Source organism: Candidatus Didemnitutus sp., from assembly GCA_019634575.1.
GTDB lineage: Bacteria > Verrucomicrobiota > Verrucomicrobiia > Opitutales > Opitutaceae > Didemnitutus.
Genome location: JAHCAY010000001.1, coordinates 2,623,787 through 2,642,567 on the forward strand (window position 1 = coordinate 2,623,787; position 18,781 = coordinate 2,642,567).

The window sequence follows — 18,781 nt, forward strand, 5'->3', positions numbered from 1 at the left end:
GTGGCGCAGGCTTCGCGCCTGCAAGGTAGCCGGCGGCCTCCGGGCGCCGGTGTTGCGCACTCGCATTGCCAACCCGCGCCCGGAAGTCGCGGGCCACCCGATGCGGCGCGGCCGTCACTTCACCGCCGCCCACACGCGCTGCACGTCGTCGTGGTCCTCGAGTTCCTGGAGAAACTCGCCGACCTCGGCGCGCTGCGCGTCGTTCAACTCGGGAAACTGTTTCGCGACGTAGCCGATTTCGGCGGTGATCACGCTCCAGCCATTGCTCTTCAACCAAGTCGCGACGGTGTGCACCGCGGTGCGGTCGCAGAGGAAACGCGCGCCCGAGGTGCCTTCGGGAATGTCGTCGTTCTCCGCATGCGTGAGCGGCGCGAAGTCGTTCGCGCCCGCCTCGATGCCGGCGGCCTCGAGGTCCGCGCCCGCCGCGGCGGTGTGCGCCTCGACGATGCCGGTGTGGTCGAAGAGAAATTTGTTCGAGCCGGCCAAGCCGAGCACGCCCTTCTTGAAGAGCACGCGGATTTCCGGCGCGGTGCGCTGGACGTTGTCGGTCATGCACTCGACGATCACCGGCACCTTGTGCGGCGCGTAGCCCTCGAAGGCGACGTGGTCGAGGCTGGCCTTCTCGCCGCCCGTGCCGGCGCCCTTGGCGATGGCGCGCTCGATCACGTCGCGCGTCACGCTCGCCTTCTTGGCCTTTTCCACCGCGGCGAAGAGCCGGGCGTTGGCGGTGAGGTCGCCACCACCGAGTTTCGCGGCGACGGTGATTTCCTTCACCAGTTTGCCGACGACCTGTCCCTTCTTGAGGTTAACGATCGCGCGTTTCGCGTGCAGCCATTGACGTCCCATAAGGCGGACAAAGTAGGCGGTCCGCCGCGCCCGCCGCAAGTGCCGAAACCTCGGGAGTTGCGAACCTCCGGCGGAAGTGCCTGTCTGCGGGCGTCCATGAAGATTCTGGCCTGGCTTCTCCTCGGTTTCGCGGCACTCGCCGCCGGTTGCAGCTCGCTCACCACCGAGGGGCGGGTCGATCTCGGCAAGCGACGCCACATCTGGGTCGAGCAACGGCTGAACGACAACCTCGGGGTTGGCCGCATGATCGTGGGCGAGCTGCAGGCGCTCGGTTACGCGGCCGAGGTCGGTCCGCTCACGATGATGCCGGACGCCACCGACCTGATCGTCACCTACGATGCGCGCGAGGAATGGGATTTTCGCGCCTATCTCATCGAGCTGAACGTCGCGGTCCGCCCGATCAAGGACTACAACGTCATCCTCTCCACCGCACGCTACTTTCACCCCGGCGTGACAAAGAAATCGTCGGACAAGATGATCCACGAGCTGATGACGAAGCTCTTCCCGCGCTGCCACGCGGCGTGAGCGGTCGAGCGCTGCCGCGCGCCCGCGCATCCTTCAAGGGCGCGTCTTCAAAATACCTTGTCATCGCGAGGCCCACAGAGCGGGCCATGGCGATCCAGCTGGATTGCTTCGTCGGCTCGCTCGGCGGGACTCTCGCGACGCCAATTTGAAGAAATTCCCATGTAGCGGAATTTGTGAGAATTTCGCCGCCCACCTCGCTCTAGCCTCCCCGCCCGGTAGCCCGCGACTTCCGGGCGCGGGTTCTCCCTCAGCGATGCGCGCTCACCCCAGCAACACGTTCATGATCGCGTTGCCGATGCCGACCAGCGCGGAGCCCGAAATCAGGCCCGCGCAGATCGATTCGTAGCCCTCGACCCAGAAATCGTGGCCCTTCGTGCCCGGCGTCGGGTTCTGGCGTCCTTTCCACCAGAAGATCATCGCGCCGATCCACATCATGAAGCACGACGCCGGCGGCAGCACCACGCCGAGGCCGACGGAAACGGCCGAGATCGGGAAACGTCCCTTGGTTTTGATGCGCAGAATCTCGAACGTCGCCGCCGCCACCGCCGCGACGATCATCGAGATGATCGCGGAGGGCGGCAGGCTGTGCACGCCTTTCGCGATGATGTCCGCGACGCCTTTCCACTGCATCGCGGCCGGCATCGGAAACTGTTCGGAAATGATCGTCGTCGTCGAGCGCACGCCCTCCTTGTTGGCCGGCGCAAAGAGCAGGAAGAACAGCGGCGTCACCGCCAGCGCGCCCGAAAAAATGCCGATCATGTGCCCGATCGCCTGCTGCCGCGGCTTCGCGCCGAGCATGTAGCCCGGCTTGATGTCGGAGAGCAGACTCGCGGCGTTGGAGGAGATTTCCGCGGTCATGCCGGCGGGCAGGATGTTGCTCGCGGGATTCGAGCGGTCGATCGCGCCCATGGTGAACTGCGTGATCTTCGCCAGCGAGCCGGTCGGCATCCACGACGTGAGCGCCATGGAGTTCGTGCAAATCACCGCCAGCACGACGATCAGCGGCAGCGACAGGAACGACAGCAGCCACGGCACGCCGAAGAACGCGTGATTCACCCACGCGCCGAGCACACCGAGAATCGGCACGCCCACGAACGACAGCCACAGCGGCAGCTCGATGTCGCGCAACACATCCTGTTCCGGCGCCGTGCCGGCCGCAGGCGCGGCCTTCTTGCGGAAGAGCGTCGCGAACGCGCGCGTGAACAGTTCCGGCTTGCTGAACAGGCCGACCATCGCGCCGACCACCATCATCACCACGCCCCACCAGAGGGCCCACTGGTTCACGATCTCGCCGCGCGAGATGTTCACCAATACCCCGCTCGGCGCGAGGTAGCTCTTGATCTCGCCACGCTGGATCATGATCGGCGCCAGCACCGCGTAGCTGAGGACCGCGCCGAGCAGGCAGCTCGTCGCCACGCGGATGCCCATGAGACCGCCGACACCGAGCATCGCCGCATCGAGCGTCAGCCGCAGGCCAAGGTGCTTGAAATCGGTGCCGAGGATCTTCGGGACCCACCAGGAATACTTCGCCGCCGCCGCGTAGTAGTAGTTGTCGATCGTCTCCTCGAAATACCACGGCTCCTTCATCCCCGCCCACTGGTGCATCCGCAGCACCGTGAATTGCAGGAAGCGCATCCAGCCGTCGCTGATGAGAAATTGCCAGACGCCCGTCACGAGCGTCGTCACCGCGAGCAGCTTCGCCTTGAACAAGCCCGCCGCCTCCTGCCCCGTGTAGAGCGCATCGAGCACGACGCCCGCCGCGCGCCCTTCGGGGAACGGCAGCTGATCCTCGTTCACGAAACGCCGCTTCATCGGAAACGCCACCAGCACGCCGAGCGTGGCCACGACCGCCATCCACACGATCATCTGCCACCACTCGAGGATGTGGCCGGTGATCACCATGTAGGCCGCGAGGCTCGTCGTCAGCGGCGTCACCATGTAACCCGCCGCCGAGGCGATCGATTGCGTGGCGTTGTTCTCGAGGATGGTGAAATCCTGCGCGATGCCCGCCTTCGCCATCATCCGGAACATCGCGAAGGCCACGATCACGGACGTGAGGTTCACGCCGATCGAGATGCCGGTCTTCGCTGCGATGTAGAGCGCCGTCGCCGCGAGCACGAAGCCGAGCACGAAGCCCGTGATGCCGGAACGCAGCGTCAGCTGGGGCATCTCGCCGCGATAGATATTCTCGAACCACCACCGATCCTTCTGCGCGCGGGTCCACGTCCGCGTCTGCTCGTCCGTCAATTGCTGGAGGGCCATAGTGAGGTAACGCCGGCGAAACCTGCACACCCCCGCCGCGATGGCGAGAGCACAGTTGCCCTCAACGTTCGGACTGAGACGGACACACCAGCCGCTTCCCCACGGCCCGCCCAACGCCAGTCGATAATTGCCCCTCCGCGAATTTGCCGTATTACGGCAAATATGAACTACGCCGGAGGTGCTCGCCTCAACAACCTTCTTCGGTTGGCGGAGCTGTTGGAACTGCCCGCTACCGCGCTCGTTCAAGAATTGCGCCGGCGCATTCGGCACCCTGCGCGCCGGCGCGGCGGCACGCTGCGGCCTGGTCCCGAAACACCGTTGTGGTCCGCGTTGGCCGCCGCAATTCAGCCTCATCTGCGACCGCGGGGTGAGAAGTCGAAACTCGCTCGCGTTCTCGGATTGAGCCCCGGCCGCATGCACGAGTTCTTTAACGCCAATTCCGCCATGCCGGATGCCGAGCGCGCGTTGTTTCTCCTGCTCTGGCTCGCCGAGAAGCAGAGTGGTCGCGAAAAAGGTCAGTGAGCGCGCCCGGTCGCTCCGAGCCAATTTGCCGTATTACGGCAAATTGCCTTGGTGCGACACGGAACACGATCCAAAGGCCGCGCTTCGCTGCTGACATAACGCTGTCGCGCCGCTGCGCTATCGTCGCGCCGATGAAAAACCGCTGCCCCTGGGCCGAAGCCGAGGTCCACCACCATTACCACGACACCGAGTGGGGCGTGCCCGCGCACGACGACCGCCACCTGTTCGAAATGCTCATCCTCGAAGGCGCGCAGGCCGGCCTGAGTTGGACGACCATTCTCCAGAAACGCGAAAACTACCGGCGCGCCTTCGCCGGCTTCGACCCGGAGAAAGTCGCGCGCTTCGACGCCAGGAAACAAGCCGCGCTCCTCGCCGACCCCGGCATCGTCCGCAATCGCCTCAAGGTCCAATCCGCCCCGCTCAACGCCCGCGCCTTTCTCGCCGTGCAGGAGGAGTTCGGCACCTTCGACCGCTACATCTGGACCTTCGTCGGTGGCGCGCCGCTGCAGCCGAAACTGAAAACCCGCGACCAAATCCCGGCCACCACGCCCGTCTCCGACGCCATGAGTCGCGACCTGCTCAAACGCGGCTTCAAGTTCGTCGGCTCGACCATCTGCTACGCCTTCATGCAGGCCACCGGGATGACCAACGACCATCTCGTCACCTGCCCCTGCCACCGCGAGTGCGCGCGGTTGGCGTGATCGCACACGGCGCGCCACCGCGAAGACGAGCCACGGACCACGCCTTCGCCGTTCCGCCTTCTCACCGCGTCAGCCGGTAGATCAGCACTGCCGTGCGCTTCACCATCTCGGGCATGCTCGCGAGGTCCATGTATTCGCCCGGCGCGTGCGCGCCGCGGCCGCTCGCGCCCATGCCGTCGAGCGTCGGCAGCGGCGGCGACACGAACGACGCGTCACCCGCGCCGCGCGACTTCGGATCGTAGGCCTGCACTTCACCGTAGCCGAGGTCGCGACTCACGGCGTCGAGCCGTGCGAGCAAAGCGCGGTTGGCTGGCGTCGCCTCCATCGCCGGGTAACTGTCGCCCAGAAAACGCAACTCCGCCGAGGTGCGCGGCAAATGCTTCGCCACGATCGCGCGCATCTTCGCCTGCGCCTCCTCCTTCTGCGCACGGCTCAGGAAACGCAGGTCGCCGTTCACCAGCGCGCGCTGCGCGATGATGTTGCCCTTGCCCGCCGCCCGACCGCCAGTGCGCTCGAGCGCTACATCCGTGCCGCCGACGACGAGCGCCGGGTTGCAAGCGATGCCGTCCATCTTCCGCAACTCCGTGTGGAACTCCGCCAGGATGCGCGCCATCTCGAACACCGCACCGCTGCCCACGTGGTCCGCGAAGATCCCCGACGAGTGCCCGGTCGCGCCCTGCACCTCGAGCTCCCAGCTGACGATGCCGCGGCGCGCGATCGTCGCCGTGTGGCCGACGGCGCCCTCGAACGCCAGCGCCACGTCGCTGCGCGCGGCGGCGTCCCACAGATCCTTGCGACTGAGCGCCAACGGCTGCCCGGGCGCCTCCTCGTCGCCGGTCATCACCACGACGAGCTGCGTGTGCTCGAGCGCGCCGGCGGCATGCAGCGCCTTCAACGCATAAATCATCACGAGGTCGCCGCCCTTGATGTCGCTCGATCCGGCGCCGTAGGCCTTGTCGCCCTCGAGGCGGAATGCCCCGCCCGGCAACACGCTGTCGAGATGGCCGATGAGCAGCACCCGCTTGCCCTGCGAGCCCTTGCGCTCGGCGACGAGATGCCCGGCGCGCTTCGTCTCGGCGGGCAATGGCACGAACTGCGCGGCGAAACCGAGCTCGCTCAGCTGCGCGCCGAAGAAATCGCTCATCGCGCGCACGCCGGCGATATTCTCCGTCGCACTGTCGATCTGCACCGCCGTCGCGAGGTCGCGCACGAAATTCTCCCGTTGCCCGTCGACGTAGGCGGCGATCTTCGCCTCCTCCGGCGAGAGCTCCGCCCGCAACACGAGCGACGCAACCAACCCGACGACGACGGCCGATCCCAGACGGAAACGCGAAGACATGCCGCGTTGCTACACATTCCCGCGCGCGGGTCCAGTCGCGGCACACGCCGCGTTCGTCGCTGCGCGGTTGCGGCCAGGCGGGACGGGAGATTCTCTCGCGCCATGGCGTTCACCTTCCCGAGCCTCTTCGACTTCGGCCTCGAACCCGCGGCGCAAGTCCTCGCGCGCGGCTTTTCCGACTACTTCGTCCCGATCCCCGCCACGCCGGCGATGCTGCTCGGCATGGTGCGCGGCGACAGCGTCGATCTCACCGTCAGCCGCGTCGCCGTGCGCGACGGGCAACCGGTCGGCGCGGCCCTCATCGCGCGGCGCGGTTGGACGTCCCGGCTCGCCGGCATGGCCATCGTGCCGGAAGCGCGACGCACCGGCGTCGGCCGCGCTCTCATGGACCAATTGCTCGCCGAAGCTCGCGCCCGCGGTGAGCGCGCGATGGTCCTCGAAGTCATCGAGCAGAACGCGCCCGCCGTGCAGCTCTACGAGGCGTGCAGTTTCAAAAAAATCCGCCGCCTCACCGGCCACGCCGGCCGGCCCGAAACGCCGCAAACCGACGCGGCAGCCACGGCTGCGCTCGAGGAAATCGATCCCCGCGCCCTTGCGTCGCTCGTCGCCGAACACGGTTTGCCCGACCTGCCCTGGCAAATCTCCGCCGAGACCATCGCGCAAGCCACGTCGCCCGCGCTCGCGTTCCGCCTCGGACCGTCGGCGTTGTTACTCTCGTCGCCCGCCGCCGAAACCGTCGCCCTCCGCGCCATCGTCACCGAGCGCGCGCACCGTGGTCGCGGTCATTCGCTCGCGCTGTTGCGTGCAGTAATGACCAAATTCCCCGGCAAGGAGTGGCGCGCCTCCGCGATTTTCCCCGAGGAAATGGGCGAAACCTTCACCGCCGCCGGGCTGACGCGCACGCCGCTCTCGCAGTGGCAGATGACGCGACCGCTCGCCTGAACGGTTTCGCGGTTGCAATCCGGGCGCGCTGAGTAGCTTGGAGCCGCATGTTGACCGGCCTTGCGCAATGGCTCGCCCGCCGCCCCGCCACGAGCGGCGCGTATGCGGATGCCTTCGTGCAAGGCGTCGCGGTCGAGGAGCCTCGCGCGGCGCGCGATCCGCGGCTCATGCGCTTCATTCTGATTTGCTGGCTGCTGATCGCCGTGAAGCACGTCGCCATCATCTGGGCGGTGCACCACTACCACATGCCGTTCCACCAGCTCATCGTGAATTTTCCGACGTGGCTCATCGGCACCGTGGCGACGACGCTCTACCTGCAGCGCACGCGCTGAATCCGGCCGCCGGTCGTGGCGCTCACGCGTGAGCGCGCGCCGGTGAGTTTCCGGCTGGCGTCGCCGAGCGGCGTGCGGAATCCTCGCGCCGCTTCACGGCCATGACTTCCCCTCTCGTCAAGCGGCTCCAGATTCTCCTGTCGGTGCTCAGCGTGCTGGTCGTCCTCGCGCTCGCGGCATTCGGCTGGGGCTACTATCAGTTGCGCGGCAGCTTGCCGCAGCTCGACGGCGCGCAACGCCTCGCGGGCCTCGCGGCGCCAGTGAAGATCGAGCGCGATGCACAGGGCGTGCCGCGAATCACGGGAGCGACACGCGCCGATGTCTCGCGCGCGCTCGGCTTCCTGCACGCGCAGGATCGCTTCTTCCAAATGGATCTGCTGCGCCGCCGCGCCGCGGGAGAGCTCGCGGAGATTTTCGGGCCGGCCGCTCTGCCGATCGACCGGCGCGCGCGCCTGCATGGCTTCCGCGCCACCGCAGCCAAGGTCGTCGCCGCCTTGCCGGCGGAAGACCGCGCGATACTCGATGCCTACGTCGCGGGCGCCAACGCCGGCCTCGCCGCGCTCGGCAAGACACCGTGGGAATACCAGGTGCTCCGCGTCGCGCCGCGCGCGTGGACCGCGGAGGACTCCATCCTCGCCGTCTACGTCATGTGGTTCGACTTGCAGGACAGCACGGGCCACGAGGACCTGACCCGCCGCGCGCTGCAAACCGCCTACGGCGCGAGCGGGCTGGCGTTCTTCGATCCACGCGGCAGCTCGGCCGACGCCGCGCTCGACGGCACGACGTTTCCTGCGCCCGATTTGCCGGCCCTGCGCCTCAAGGCGCCCGAGGAAAAACCCACCGCGGCGCTCGCGCCGGATTTCTACGAGCCCGCGCTTCTGCCCGGCAGCAACAGCTTCGCCGTCGACGGCGCGCACACGACCACCGGTGCCGCGCTGCTCGCGAACGACATGCATCTCGGCCTCAACGTCCCGCATGTGTGGTATCGCGCCGAGCTGAACTGGACCGACGCCGCCGGCACCGCGCGCCGCGTGGTCGGCGTCACGTTCCCCGGCACGCCCACGATGGCCGCGGGCAGCAACGGCGCCATCGCGTGGGGCTTCACCAATTCCTACATCGACACCACCGACGTCGTCGTGATCGACCCCTACGCCGACCTGCAATACCGCGCGCCCGGCGGCTGGAAGGACATCGAGGACCGCACCGAGATCATCAAGGTCAAGGGCGAGCCCGACGTGTCGCTCACCGTGCGCTGGACCGAGTGGGGCCCGATCATCGGCCCCGCCGACGAAGGCCGCTACTACGTCGTGCATTGGACGGCGCACTCGCCCGAAGCGATGAACCTCGACCTCACGCACCTCGAGACCGCCGCCACCGTCGAGGAAGGCATCGCGATCGCCCACCACGTCGGCATGCCGAATCAAAACATTCTCCTCGCCGACCGCGTCGGCCGCATCGCCTGGACGCTCACCGGAAAAATCCCGAAACGCGCCGGCTTCGACGGCCGTGTGCCCGTGAATTGGGGCTACGGCGACCGCCGCTGGGACGGCTGGCTGCCCGAGAACGAGGTGCCCGTCGTTTCCACCGCGCCGCTCGGCCTGCCCGGCGAGATCGTCGTCCACGAAGGCGCGCTCTGGACTGCGAACAACCGCATCGTCGGCGGCGGCGCCCTCGCGAAAATCGGCGACGGCGGCTACGACAACGGCCACCGCGCCGCGGCGATTCGCGACGACCTGCGCGAACTCGTGGCCAAGAAGAAGGCCGCGCCGCTCGACCTCCTCGCCATCCAACTCGACGACCGCGGCCGTTACCTCGAGCGCTGGCAGAAACTTTTCCTCGATGTCGTCACCGACGAAGCCGTCGCGCAGAAAAAGGCCCGCGGCGAGATGCGCGACCTCGTGCGCGCGTGGAACGGCCGCGCCTCCACCGACTCCGCCGCCTACCGCATCCTGCGCACCTTCCGCGCCAAGGTCAGCGAGCGCACCCTCGCGCCCTTCCTCGACAAGCCGCAGCGCAGCTACGAGGCCTTCCGCTGGGGCACCATGACCGAGGATGCCGTGTGGCGCCTCATCAGCGAGAAACCCGCGCGCCTGCTCAACCCCGAGCACCGCTCGTGGGAATCGCTGCTCCTCGCCGCGGCGGACGACGTCCTCGCCGACGCCGACCAAGCCGGCGGCACGCTCGCGAAATACACTTGGGGCGCGCGCAACACGCTCAAGATGCAGCATCCGCTCGCCCGCGTGATGCCCGCGTGGCTCGCGCGTTTCGTGAGCATGCCCGCCGAGCCACTGCCCGGCGACAGCAACATGCCGCGCGTCCAAGGCATCAGCTTCGGCGCGTCCGAGCGCCTCGTCGTCTCGCCCGGCCACGAGGACGAGGCGATCTTCGAAATGCCCGGCGGCGAGAGCGGCCATCCGCTCTCGCCGTTCTTCCGCGCCGGCCACGACGACTGGGCGCAAGGTCGCGCCGCGCCACTCCTGCCCGGCAAAGCCGCGCACACCCTCACGCTCACGCCGTAATCGACCACGACCGCCGCAAGGTAGCCCGCGACCTCCGGGCGTGGGTTCTCCGGACTCCATGTCCAGCCTCCGCCCCAAACTTCATCATCGAAGCCCGCCGTGGGTCGCGAGCGGCGCAACCTACTTTCTCACCCTCTGCGCGACCGACCGAATCGACGCTCGTCTAACTCGCGCCGAGATCACGTCTGTGTTGCTGGACGCTGCCCAAACCTACCACCCGCAACGCTGGTGGTGCCACCTCTGGTTGGTGATGCCGGACCACGTTCACGGTCTCATTGCTCTGTCCTCCAGCGAATCGCTCGCAAAGGTGGTCGGCGACTGGAAACGTTTCACTCACCGCCGAACCGGCGCGGCATGGCAGCCGAATTTCTTCGACCACCGGATTCGGAGCCATGAGTCGCTCGACGAGAAACTCGCGTATGTGCGCGCCAATCCGGTGCGAGCCGGGCTCGCCGCGGCAAACATCAGTTGGCCGTGGCAGTGGGAACCGAGTCCGACCGCGCGACCGATAACTTAATCGACCCGTGCCCGGAGGTCACGGGCTACCCCGATGCCCACCTTCCGACTGGCCACCCGCGCGGGTTTCTCGAATTCTCCGCCTCGTTCGTCCGCCAATCGAAAATCGAGACTCCAAAATCGAAAATCCCGATGCCGCTCCACGTCCTCGCCCATCCGCTCGCGCAACACGTCCTGACGCACCTGCGCGACAAGACCACCAAGCCCGTGCTCTTCCGCACGCTGAGCTACCAGATTTCGCTCCTGCTTGCGCTCGAAGCCACGCGCGATCTCGCCACGACCGACAAGGAAATCGAGACGCCGCTCGAGAAGATGACCGCCAAGGTCCTCGCCAAGCCGCTCGTCGTCGTGCCGATCCTGCGCGCCGGTCTCGGCATGCTGCAGCCGTTCCATGACATCTTCCCCGACGTGTCCGTCGGCTACGTCGGCCTCGAGCGCGACCACGAGACCGCGATCGCGCGCAGCTATTACTGCAAACTCCCGCCGCTCGCCAGCGCGCGCGTGCTCGTGGTCGACCCGATGCTCGCCACCGGCGGCAGCGCCGCGCAGGCGCTCTCGCTCGTGAAGGCGCAGGGCGCGACCGACATCGGCTTCGTGTGCATCGTCGCCGCGCCCGAGGGCGTGGAAACCGTGCAGAAGGCGCACCCGGAAATCCCGATCCACGCCGGCGCGCTCGACCGCCAGCTGAACTCCCGCAAATACATCCTGCCCGGCCTCGGCGACTTCGGCGACCGGCTCTACGGGACGTGAACTCACCCGCCGAGCCGCCGCAAATTCCGCCGCCGCTGCCCGAGGCGCGCCCGCGGTTCGCATGGGTCGCGTTGCTCGTGGGGTTCGCGATCGGCGCCGTTGGCTGGGAAATCGCGTGCCGCCTCAGCGGTCGGCGCGAGGCCTGGGATTCGGCGAGCTATTGGAGCGTCGCCTATCCGGCGTTTGGTCTCGCCGCGCTGGTGCTCGCTTTCATTTGGCCGCGCTCGGGTTGGTTCACTTGGATCGCTATCGCCGTCGGCCAGGCGCTCGCGATGTTCGCGAAAAATCCCGGCGGCACGCTCCTGCCGCTCGGCGTGCTGGTGATGCTCGTGATGTCCGCCCCGCTGCTCATCGCCGGCCGCCTCGGCGCGCGGCTGCGCTCGTGGCAGCGCACACCGTGAAGTTCCTCCTGAAAAAACGCGGCAGCGGCGAGGCGATCGTCACCTTCGTGCGCGACGACGGCACCAGCACCAGCGGACAGCTCGGGCAGGCCGGTTTCGGCGCGGTGCACGACCTCACGCACTACGTCGTCGAGACCATGCTGCGCACGCGCGCGGGTTTCTTCGGGTTGCTCGCGGGCGGCTGGGACATCGCCGATTTCGAACGCCGGGGCGCCGCGCGGCAAATCCCCGACGACGCCATCGCGATCGAATGCGTCGTGGGCCAGCTCACCAACTGCGCCTTCAACGGCACGGAGCCCACCGCCGCGGAATTCAACTGGCTCGTGACCGAGGCACTGCGCGGCGTCCGGCCGCACGGCACCGCGCCGACGGTCGACGAAGCCATCTTGGGCGAAATGGTCGCGCAACTGACCGCCCTCACGCGCCGTTGGCGGGAGCTGTCGCCCGGCGGGACGATGGAGCTGCCGGTCGAGCTGGCTTGAGCCGGAGTCGCGCCGTTGGGTGGGCGTCGGTTTCCACACCGACGCCAGTCGCCACCTCCCTTTGAGGGCTAAACTGAACCTAGAAAACGCCGTTGGAGCCACGGATTTCACGGATGGCACGGATACTCCATTCGTCGGCCAGGCCTTGCCGTTCGCCCAGCAGGTGAACGAATCAGGCGGAACGAGCTTCGCGTAATCTCATTCATCCGGGTGATCGGTGTAATCCGTGGTGGGGTGGTTCGGCGTAATTTAGGATCAAGTGCCTGAGTCCGGCTGAGGGTTGCGTCGCGCGCGCCGCCCGCGTGGAGTGCGTGCATGGAATTCGCCCAGCTCTCCGACCGCGCCATGCAGATCCGCGAATGTTTCGCCCGCTATGAACAGCGCCGCGTCGGCCGCACGTGGTCGCGCGAGGAGATCGCGCAGGGCTTCGTCGGCGACGTCGGCGATTTGATGAAGCTCGTCATGGCCAAGGCGGGTGCGCGTCGCGTCGAGGGCGACGTCGACGCCAAGCTCGCGCACGAGTTGAGCGACTGCCTCTGGAGCGTGCTCGTGCTGGCGAAGCTCTACGGTTGCGACTTGGAAAAGGAGTTCATGCGGACGATGGACGAGCTCGAGCGCGGCACCGCCGCGAAGTCCGAGCAGGATTACTGAGCGGCGCTCGCCCCGGCCTCCGCCAGCCAGCCGCCCGTCGCCTGCAACGGCGTCTGCGCGCCACGCGGCGCGACCCACACCGCGAGCGCCCGCCGTGTGACGCCGCTGGCATCGACCTTGGCAAGCGGCACGGTCGCGCGTCCCTCGCGCAGCGGCGCCTCGGTCGCTCCCAGCACGACGAACTCGTGCCGCAGCGTGCGACCGCCGTTTTCGCCGGCGCGGACCGGCGAGACGATCCCGCCGCCGAGCACCGCCACCGTCACGACGCAGTCGCGCGCCGCGGCGGACGTGAAGCTCACCTCCACTTTCCCGTCGTCGCGCAGCGTGGCGGCCAGGATTCCGGCCGATTCGGCGGTGACGCGCGACATCTCGGCCCCCAGCCGGGCGCCGGCGTCCTGCCCGTCGAACACGAAGCACGGCGTGTAGACGTTTCCGCTGCCCCAGTCGGACGCGTAGCGATATTGGCGCTCGGTGTAGACGCGGCTCGCGAAGCGGTCGCGCCAGCCGAGCTTGTCCCAATACGTGACGTGCCAGGAAACCGGCACGAAATCCCGCCAGAGCCCCGGCGCGTCGCGCAATCCCCCGACCGCCGCCTCCGCCGGCGGGCAGCTGCTGCAACCCTCGGACGAAAACAGCTCGAGCAGGTGGGTGCGGTGCGAACCGCTCGTGAAGGTCTGCGGTGCCGCGTGCACCGTGGAAGCGATGAGTAAACCCAGCCAGATTGACCGCATGTTGGTCGGAGGCCGGCCCCCGCCGGCTTATTCCCCGCCGGCACGCGGGATTTTTTCGTGTTCAACCGGTGCGTTCGCCGCCCATTCTCCCCGCGATGCAAATCGACCGCCCGGGCCTCATCGTCGCCGACCAGTGGAAGGACTACCAGCTCCTCGACTGTGGCGACGGCATGAAGCAAGAGCGCTGGGGCGCCTACACGCTCGTCCGCCCCGACCCGCAGATCATCTGGCCGAAGACCGGCGACCGCGCGTGGAAGGGCTGGGACGGTTTTTATCACCGCAGCGAGAGCGGCGGCGGCAAGTGGGAGTTCCGCACCAAGCTGCCCGACCAGTGGACGATCAATTACGGCGCGCTCACCTTCCGCATCCACCCGACGAGCTTCAAGCACACCGGCCTCTTCCCCGAGCAGGCGGTCAACTGGGATTGGTTTTCGAAAAAGATCCGCGACGCGCGCGCCACCGGCCGCGAGGTGAGCGTGTTGAATCTCTTCGGCTACACCGGCGCCGCCTCCGTCGCCGCGGCCGCGGCGGGCGCGAGTGTCTGCCACGTCGACGCCGCCGAGGGCATGGTGAAATGGTGCCGCGAAAACGCCGCCCTCTCCGGCCTGGCCGACGCGCCCGTGCGCTACATCGTCGACGACTGCCTGAAATTCGTGCGCCGCGAGATCAAGCGCGGCCGCAAATACGACGCGATCATCATGGACCCGCCGACCTACGGCCGCGGCAGCACCGGCGAGATGTGGCGGCTCGAGGACCACCTCTGGGAATTGCTCAGCGAGTGCAAACAGGTGCTGAGCGATCGGCCCGTGTTCTTCCTCATCAACGCCTACACCGCGCGCCTCTCGCCCTCGGTCGTCATCAATCTCCTCGACGGCCTGCTGCACGACGCCGGCGGCCGCATCCACGGCGGCGAAGTCGGCCTGCCGATCCAGCGCGACGGCAAAATCCTCCCCTGCGGCATCTACGGCCGGTGGGAGTGCGCGTGAGCGGCGGCGCGGTTGTCACCTGTTGGGTGACAAAACCCGCCGCGCGCACTCACGGCGCCTTCAAGTGCTGCGCGAGGAAGCGCTCGATGGTCTGGTAGAATTTCACGCCCTTGTCGTGGCTGGGAATCCAGTGGCCGACTTCGTTCAGGTAGAGCGTCTGCGGCGGCCGGCCGACTTTGGTCAGCGCCGCGGCCATCGCCTCCGAATGTTCGAACGGCACGGTGCTGTCGGCCTTGCCGTGGATGAGCAGGAGCGGCGCCGTCATCCGGTCGGCCATGTTTACCGGTGAGACGGCGGCGAGTCGTTGCTGGACGGCGGGGTCGTCCATGTCGCCGATGCGCTTGCTCCAGTAATAATAGGATTCCTTGGCCGCATCGTCGGCGCGGCCCCTCCACAGGAGCGGCCAGTCCGCAACGCCGGCGTAGGAAATGCCGCAACGATACATCGCGGGCGTGTGCGCGAGCGCGAAGAGCGTGCTGTAGCCGCCGTAGCTGCCGCCCATGATCGCGAGGCGGCGCGGATCGGCGATGCCCTGCTTCACGACCCATTCGGTCATGTCGGTGATGTCGTCCTGAATCTTGCCGCCGATTTCCTTCGCGCCTTGGTCGAGGAAATCCGCGCCGTAGCCGGAGGAGCCGCGATAGTTGACCTGCAACACGGCGTAGCCGCGGTTGGCGAGGAATTGCACGATCGGATCGAAACCCCAGACGTCGCGCACCCACGGGCCGCCATGCACCAGCGTCACCATCGGCAGATCGCGCTGCGGCCGGCCGGTGGGCACAGTGAGGTAGCCGTGCAGCGCCAGCCCGTCGCGCGCGGCGCAGGCGATCGGGTAGGTGTCGGCCATGTTCTCGGGCTTGATCCACGGACAGCGGCGCGCGAGCACGCGGACCTTGCCGGTCTCGAGATCCACGAGGGTGTAGAAGCCGGGCTCGCGTGCGGAGTAGGACAGCACGAGCAGGCGCTTCACCGCGTCGTCCATGCTGACGATCAGGTTCACATGGTCCGGGTGCATCTGCTGGATCTGCTTCTGGATATTTTCCAGATCGGGATTGAACCAGTATTCGTGCGGCCCATCGGTGACGTAGCGCACGCCGAGGAGGCGCTGGTAACCTTCCGAAAAAATCGGCTTGGCCAGTTCCTCGCCCGCGAACTCCGGCGTCCACTCCGGCGGCGTGAGATCGTAATCGCCCGCGCGGAACAGCGGCGCCTCGGCCACCGTCCCCGTTTTCAAGTCGAGTTCGGCCAGTTCCCAGCGCCGCGTCGGTCCCTCGCGCGAGAGGTAAAGCGTGCCGCCGTCGGCGCTGATGCCGGAGAGCCAGAAATGCCGCGCGCGTTCGCCCAGCTCGCGTTGGCGCCACGGTTGGCCGGGGTCGTCGCGCTGGATCAGTTGGTAGGGGTCTTCGACTTTCTCGCCCTTCACGACGCCGAACCGCACTTCGCCGTCCCACCCTTGCAGCCACTGCGCGACACGGCCGGGATTCAGGATGTAGGTGCGGAACATCGCGCTCGCCGCGTCCATCTCCAGCACGTTCGGGAACCACTCGGCTTTCTTGCCCCAGCCCTTGTGGTCGAAATCGTTGAGCAGAATCCGCTGCTTGTCGGGCCCGCGGTGGCCGAGCACCTCGTCGGTCCAGAGATAATTGGCATCGCCGCGCTGGGTCTCGTGGCGAATCCAGCCGGTGAGGCCGGTCATCATGCTGAAGTTGCGGTTGATCGCCGCCAGTCCGCCTTCCCAGATCAACAAGCGCTCGGAGGTCAGCCAATCGAAGCCGGCCACCGGCCAGTAGCCGTAGCTGAACGACCGCGCGCGCTCCGTCTCCAGCGGCATCACGCCCAACTCGAACCGCTTCTCGCGCGCGAAGCGGTAACCGAGCTGCTTGCCGTCAGGCGAGAGTTTGGCGGCCGTGATGTCGGGCGGCCGCGCGAAGTCCTCGACGGGCAGGAGCGGCGGCACCGCCGACGCACCGGTTGATTTCTCCGCGTCCGTCCGCGCTTCCGCGCACGCCAGCAACGCGAGCCCCGCCAGCCCGCACAGGGTGGCCCTCCCGAAGTGCCGATTCATGCCCGATGTTCTGCCGCCGCGCTGACGCCCTCGCAAACGAAAAGCCGCGCCGCGCGAGCGCGCGTGTTCCCTCACAAGCGAGCACACGGAGGCACGCCGATCATTTCGCCGCCGCCGCGGCGGGCGGACGCGGACGGAGGTTCGAGGCGAGGAATCGCGCGATATCCGTGAGGAACTCCTCGCCGGGATCGCCGCGAAGATAGCCGTGCCCCACCAAGTCGAAGGTTTTCAGTTCAACTGCCTTTCGCTCGCGCTTCAGGGCGGCTTTCATCGCCTGCGCCTGCGCCACGGGGACCACCTGATCGGTCTCGCTGTGCATGAGCAGTATCGGTCCCTGGATTTCCTTCGCCCGGGCGACGGGCGAATTGTCGATGAGGGACCGCGCCGACGCCGAGCCTTCCGCGAGGTCGAGCGCCTGCATCCAGAAAGCATACATCCGGGCATACTCCGGCGAATCCTTGCGCCGGGCCAGATCCTGCCAGTCGCACAACGCACCGACGCCCACCCCGCAACGATAGAGTTCCGGGCTCCGACCCATTGCGCTCAACGCCGCATAGCCGCCCAGACCGAGCCCCATGATCGCGATGCGCTGCGGATCGGCGATCCGCCGCTGCACCACCCAGCGCGTCGCGTCCACCACGTCGTCGACGATCGCGCCGAAATTTCCATCGCGCCCGGATCGCCGGAAACGCTCCCCGTAGCCGGGCGAGCCCCGGTAGTTCACCTGCAACACGGCGTAACCGCGATTCGCGATGAATTGCACGGTGGCGTCGTAACCCCACACATCACGGACACCCGGGCCGTCGTGAACCATCACCACCAGCGGAAGCCTCGTCTGGCCCGCGCCCGGCGGCAATGTCAGGTAACCGTGCAGCGGCAGTCCGTCGCGCGCTTTCAGGGCGATGGGAAACATTTCCGCCGCCTCCTGCGGATTCACCCAACGCCGCACCGACGCGACCGGTTTCATTTTCCACGTCTCCTGGTTGAGAAGGAAGAATGCGCCGGGACTTTTCGCCGAACTGGAAAAAACGAGCAGGTTCCGCCCGGCCGCGTCGGTGTCGACCACGATGCTCACCTGGTCGGGGAATACGGCATCCAGTTTCTGCTGAATCTCCGCCATGCCCGCATCGAACCAGTGCTGCTTCGGGCCGTCGGCGACGTAGCGGACCCCGAGCAACCGACCGGTGCCGTGCTCGAAGAACAGCGCAGGGAGCCGCTGTCCGCCGATTCTCAGCGTCGCGGCGGACGCCACGTCGTATTCCGGGTCGGCGAAAACCAAGCGGGCTTGCGTCGGCTGCGCGCTCAAATCGTAAGCGTAGAGCGCCCAACGCCCGTCCTCGCCCAGCTGCGAGAAATAAAGCTGCTGCGCCCGCACCGCCAGCACCTGCGTCTCTCCAGGCCGCAACTTCACGTCAGGCCGCTCGCGCCACGCGCCGCCCTGGAGCTCGCGATCTCGCACTTGCAGCAAACCATTCTCCGCCACCAACGCGACGCGCAGCATGCCTTTTTCGTCGGCCAACCAGAAGTTCACGTCGCCGGGATTCTTTTCCACCTGCCGGTATTCGCCCGTGCGAATGTCCATTTCCACCACGTTGGGATGCAGCCACTCCTTGTCGGACGGCGCTTGTTGCATCAGCGCGGTCCGCGAGTCGAAGACGTGCAGCACCACATCCTGGATCAGGTTGTCGGCCGATCCGGAAAACTGCTGGCGCCTGCGGCTGTCGCCGGAGAGACCGATCCAGTTTTCCGCACGCTTGTCCGCCGAGCTCACTCCTCCGGTGCTGTCGGTGGCCGGCACGCCCGAATAGATGATCACCCGCTCGTCCCCTGCCCAGTCGAAGTCGTCGACCTGCTTGAAATACCAATAATCCAGTTTCGAGCTCGCGACATTGCCCAGGCGCACGGACTGCGCCTTGCCGGATGCCAGCTCGAGCAGCGTCACCATGCGCCGATCCTCGCCAAAAGTCACCATCCCCAGCATCTCGCCGTCCGGAGACAGTTTGGCGCCGAGCACCTCGTCCATGCGCGCGAAATCCTTCACCGGTATGAGCCGCGGCACGCTGCCGCCGGCGGCTTTTTCCTCGGCGCACGCGACCGCCGCGAGCGCTGCCAGCCCGCACAGGGTGGCCCTCCCGAAGTGCCGATTCATGCCCGATGTTTTGCCGCCGCGCTGACGCCCTCGCAAACGAAAAGCCGCGCCCGACGCGCGGT

Annotated in this window: 17 protein-coding genes; 11 read left to right on the plus strand and 6 right to left on the minus strand. The window is 67.3% G+C overall.

Annotated features, from left to right (window positions below; translation table 11 throughout):
• Positions 1–114: 114 nt before the first annotated feature.
• On the minus strand, positions 115–846 hold the full coding sequence (locus KF715_11010; protein MBX3737212.1) for a YebC/PmpR family DNA-binding transcriptional regulator: 732 nt from the start codon (positions 844–846) through the stop codon (positions 115–117).
• A 96-nt stretch (positions 847–942) separates the two neighbouring features.
• Here KF715_11010 and KF715_11015 point away from each other — a divergent pair, with 96 nt between their 5' ends.
• Positions 943–1,371: a hypothetical protein gene (locus KF715_11015; protein MBX3737213.1), complete on the plus strand. Its 429-nt coding sequence runs from the start codon at positions 943–945 to the stop codon at positions 1,369–1,371.
• Positions 1,372–1,632: 261 nt separating this feature from the next.
• Here the strand turns inward: KF715_11015 and KF715_11020 are convergent, their stop codons facing one another.
• The gene (locus tag KF715_11020; GenBank protein ID MBX3737214.1) at positions 1,633–3,633 is read right to left on the minus strand and encodes an OPT/YSL family transporter; all 2,001 of its coding nucleotides are present in this window, start codon (positions 3,631–3,633) and stop codon (positions 1,633–1,635) included.
• A gap of 653 nt (positions 3,634–4,286) precedes the next feature.
• On the opposite strand from KF715_11020, the gene KF715_11025 reads away from it, so the two are divergent.
• Positions 4,287–4,856, plus strand: a complete 570-nt coding sequence (locus KF715_11025; protein ID MBX3737215.1) for a DNA-3-methyladenine glycosylase I — start codon at positions 4,287–4,289, stop codon at positions 4,854–4,856.
• Positions 4,857–4,917: 61 nt separating this feature from the next.
• Here KF715_11025 and KF715_11030 read toward each other — a convergent pair whose 3' ends face one another.
• The gene (locus KF715_11030) at positions 4,918–6,195 is read right to left on the minus strand and encodes a M20/M25/M40 family metallo-hydrolase (protein MBX3737216.1); all 1,278 of its coding nucleotides are present in this window, start codon (positions 6,193–6,195) and stop codon (positions 4,918–4,920) included.
• A 102-nt stretch (positions 6,196–6,297) separates the two neighbouring features.
• On the opposite strand from KF715_11030, the gene KF715_11035 reads away from it, so the two are divergent.
• The 8 genes from KF715_11035 (at position 6,298) to KF715_11070 (ending at position 12,788) form a co-directional block, all read left to right on the plus strand.
• Positions 6,298–7,137: a GNAT family N-acetyltransferase gene (locus KF715_11035; protein MBX3737217.1), complete on the plus strand. Its 840-nt coding sequence runs from the start codon at positions 6,298–6,300 to the stop codon at positions 7,135–7,137.
• A gap of 47 nt (positions 7,138–7,184) precedes the next feature.
• Positions 7,185–7,469, plus strand: coding sequence for a hypothetical protein (locus KF715_11040; GenBank protein ID MBX3737218.1), 285 nt, complete (start codon positions 7,185–7,187; stop codon positions 7,467–7,469).
• A 101-nt stretch (positions 7,470–7,570) separates the two neighbouring features.
• On the plus strand, positions 7,571–9,988 hold the full coding sequence (locus KF715_11045; protein MBX3737219.1) for a penicillin acylase family protein: 2,418 nt from the start codon (positions 7,571–7,573) through the stop codon (positions 9,986–9,988).
• Positions 9,989–10,046: 58 nt separating this feature from the next.
• Positions 10,047–10,505: a transposase gene (locus tag KF715_11050; protein MBX3737220.1), complete on the plus strand. Its 459-nt coding sequence runs from the start codon at positions 10,047–10,049 to the stop codon at positions 10,503–10,505.
• A gap of 131 nt (positions 10,506–10,636) precedes the next feature.
• Positions 10,637–11,254, plus strand: coding sequence for a uracil phosphoribosyltransferase (gene upp, locus KF715_11055; protein ID MBX3737221.1), 618 nt, complete (start codon positions 10,637–10,639; stop codon positions 11,252–11,254).
• Positions 11,251–11,655 (plus strand): hypothetical protein, encoded by a 405-nt coding sequence (locus KF715_11060; GenBank protein MBX3737222.1) that lies wholly within the window; start codon positions 11,251–11,253, stop codon positions 11,653–11,655. The genes upp and KF715_11060 overlap by 4 nt, the downstream gene beginning before the upstream one ends.
• Positions 11,652–12,137 (plus strand): hypothetical protein, encoded by a 486-nt coding sequence (locus tag KF715_11065; protein MBX3737223.1) that lies wholly within the window; start codon positions 11,652–11,654, stop codon positions 12,135–12,137. The genes KF715_11060 and KF715_11065 overlap by 4 nt, the downstream gene beginning before the upstream one ends.
• 315 nt (positions 12,138–12,452) lie before the next feature.
• Positions 12,453–12,788 carry a hypothetical protein gene (locus KF715_11070; GenBank protein MBX3737224.1) on the plus strand — a complete coding sequence of 112 codons (336 nt, stop codon included), beginning with the start codon at positions 12,453–12,455 and terminating at the stop codon, positions 12,786–12,788.
• On the opposite strand, the gene KF715_11075 is transcribed toward KF715_11070, so the two are convergent.
• Positions 12,782–13,480: a DUF1223 domain-containing protein gene (locus tag KF715_11075; protein ID MBX3737225.1), complete on the minus strand. Its 699-nt coding sequence runs from the start codon at positions 13,478–13,480 to the stop codon at positions 12,782–12,784. The genes KF715_11070 and KF715_11075 overlap by 7 nt on opposite strands.
• Positions 13,481–13,614: 134 nt before the next feature.
• Between KF715_11075 and KF715_11080 the strand changes: the two genes are divergently transcribed.
• Entirely contained in the window at positions 13,615–14,505 is an 891-nt protein-coding gene (locus tag KF715_11080; protein MBX3737226.1) for a class I SAM-dependent methyltransferase, read from the plus strand.
• Positions 14,506–14,554: 49 nt separating this feature from the next.
• Here KF715_11080 and KF715_11085 read toward each other — a convergent pair whose 3' ends face one another.
• A complete protein-coding gene (locus KF715_11085; GenBank protein ID MBX3737227.1) occupies positions 14,555–16,570 on the minus strand; it encodes a S9 family peptidase in 2,016 nt (671 codons plus the stop codon).
• Between the two features lie 100 nt (positions 16,571–16,670).
• A complete protein-coding gene (locus KF715_11090; GenBank protein ID MBX3737228.1) occupies positions 16,671–18,593 on the minus strand; it encodes a S9 family peptidase in 1,923 nt (640 codons plus the stop codon).
• Positions 18,594–18,781: the final 188 nt, after the last annotated feature.

Bases quoted from the DNA above. Each gene is read 5' to 3' on its own strand.
- KF715_11010 (MBX3737212.1), bottom strand. From the start codon at position 846: ATGGGACGTCAATGGCTGCACGCGAAACGCGCGATCGTTAACCTCAAG.
- KF715_11090 (MBX3737228.1), bottom strand. From the start codon at position 18,593: ATGGACGAGGTGCTCGGCGCCAAACTGTCTCCGGACGGCGAGATGCTG.
- KF715_11030 (MBX3737216.1), bottom strand. From the start codon at position 6,195: ATGTCTTCGCGTTTCCGTCTGGGATCGGCCGTCGTCGTCGGGTTGGTT.
- KF715_11080 (MBX3737226.1), top strand. From the start codon at position 13,615: ATGCAAATCGACCGCCCGGGCCTCATCGTCGCCGACCAGTGGAAGGAC.
- KF715_11050 (MBX3737220.1), top strand. From the start codon at position 10,047: ATGTCCAGCCTCCGCCCCAAACTTCATCATCGAAGCCCGCCGTGGGTC.
- KF715_11035 (MBX3737217.1), top strand. From the start codon at position 6,298: ATGGCGTTCACCTTCCCGAGCCTCTTCGACTTCGGCCTCGAACCCGCG.
- KF715_11045 (MBX3737219.1), top strand. From the start codon at position 7,571: ATGACTTCCCCTCTCGTCAAGCGGCTCCAGATTCTCCTGTCGGTGCTC.
- upp (MBX3737221.1), top strand. From the start codon at position 10,637: ATGCCGCTCCACGTCCTCGCCCATCCGCTCGCGCAACACGTCCTGACG.
- KF715_11085 (MBX3737227.1), bottom strand. From the start codon at position 16,570: ATGAATCGGCACTTCGGGAGGGCCACCCTGTGCGGGCTGGCGGGGCTC.
- KF715_11015 (MBX3737213.1), top strand. From the start codon at position 943: ATGAAGATTCTGGCCTGGCTTCTCCTCGGTTTCGCGGCACTCGCCGCC.
- KF715_11070 (MBX3737224.1), top strand. From the start codon at position 12,453: ATGGAATTCGCCCAGCTCTCCGACCGCGCCATGCAGATCCGCGAATGT.
- KF715_11040 (MBX3737218.1), top strand. From the start codon at position 7,185: ATGTTGACCGGCCTTGCGCAATGGCTCGCCCGCCGCCCCGCCACGAGC.
- KF715_11020 (MBX3737214.1), bottom strand. From the start codon at position 3,633: ATGGCCCTCCAGCAATTGACGGACGAGCAGACGCGGACGTGGACCCGC.
- KF715_11025 (MBX3737215.1), top strand. From the start codon at position 4,287: ATGAAAAACCGCTGCCCCTGGGCCGAAGCCGAGGTCCACCACCATTAC.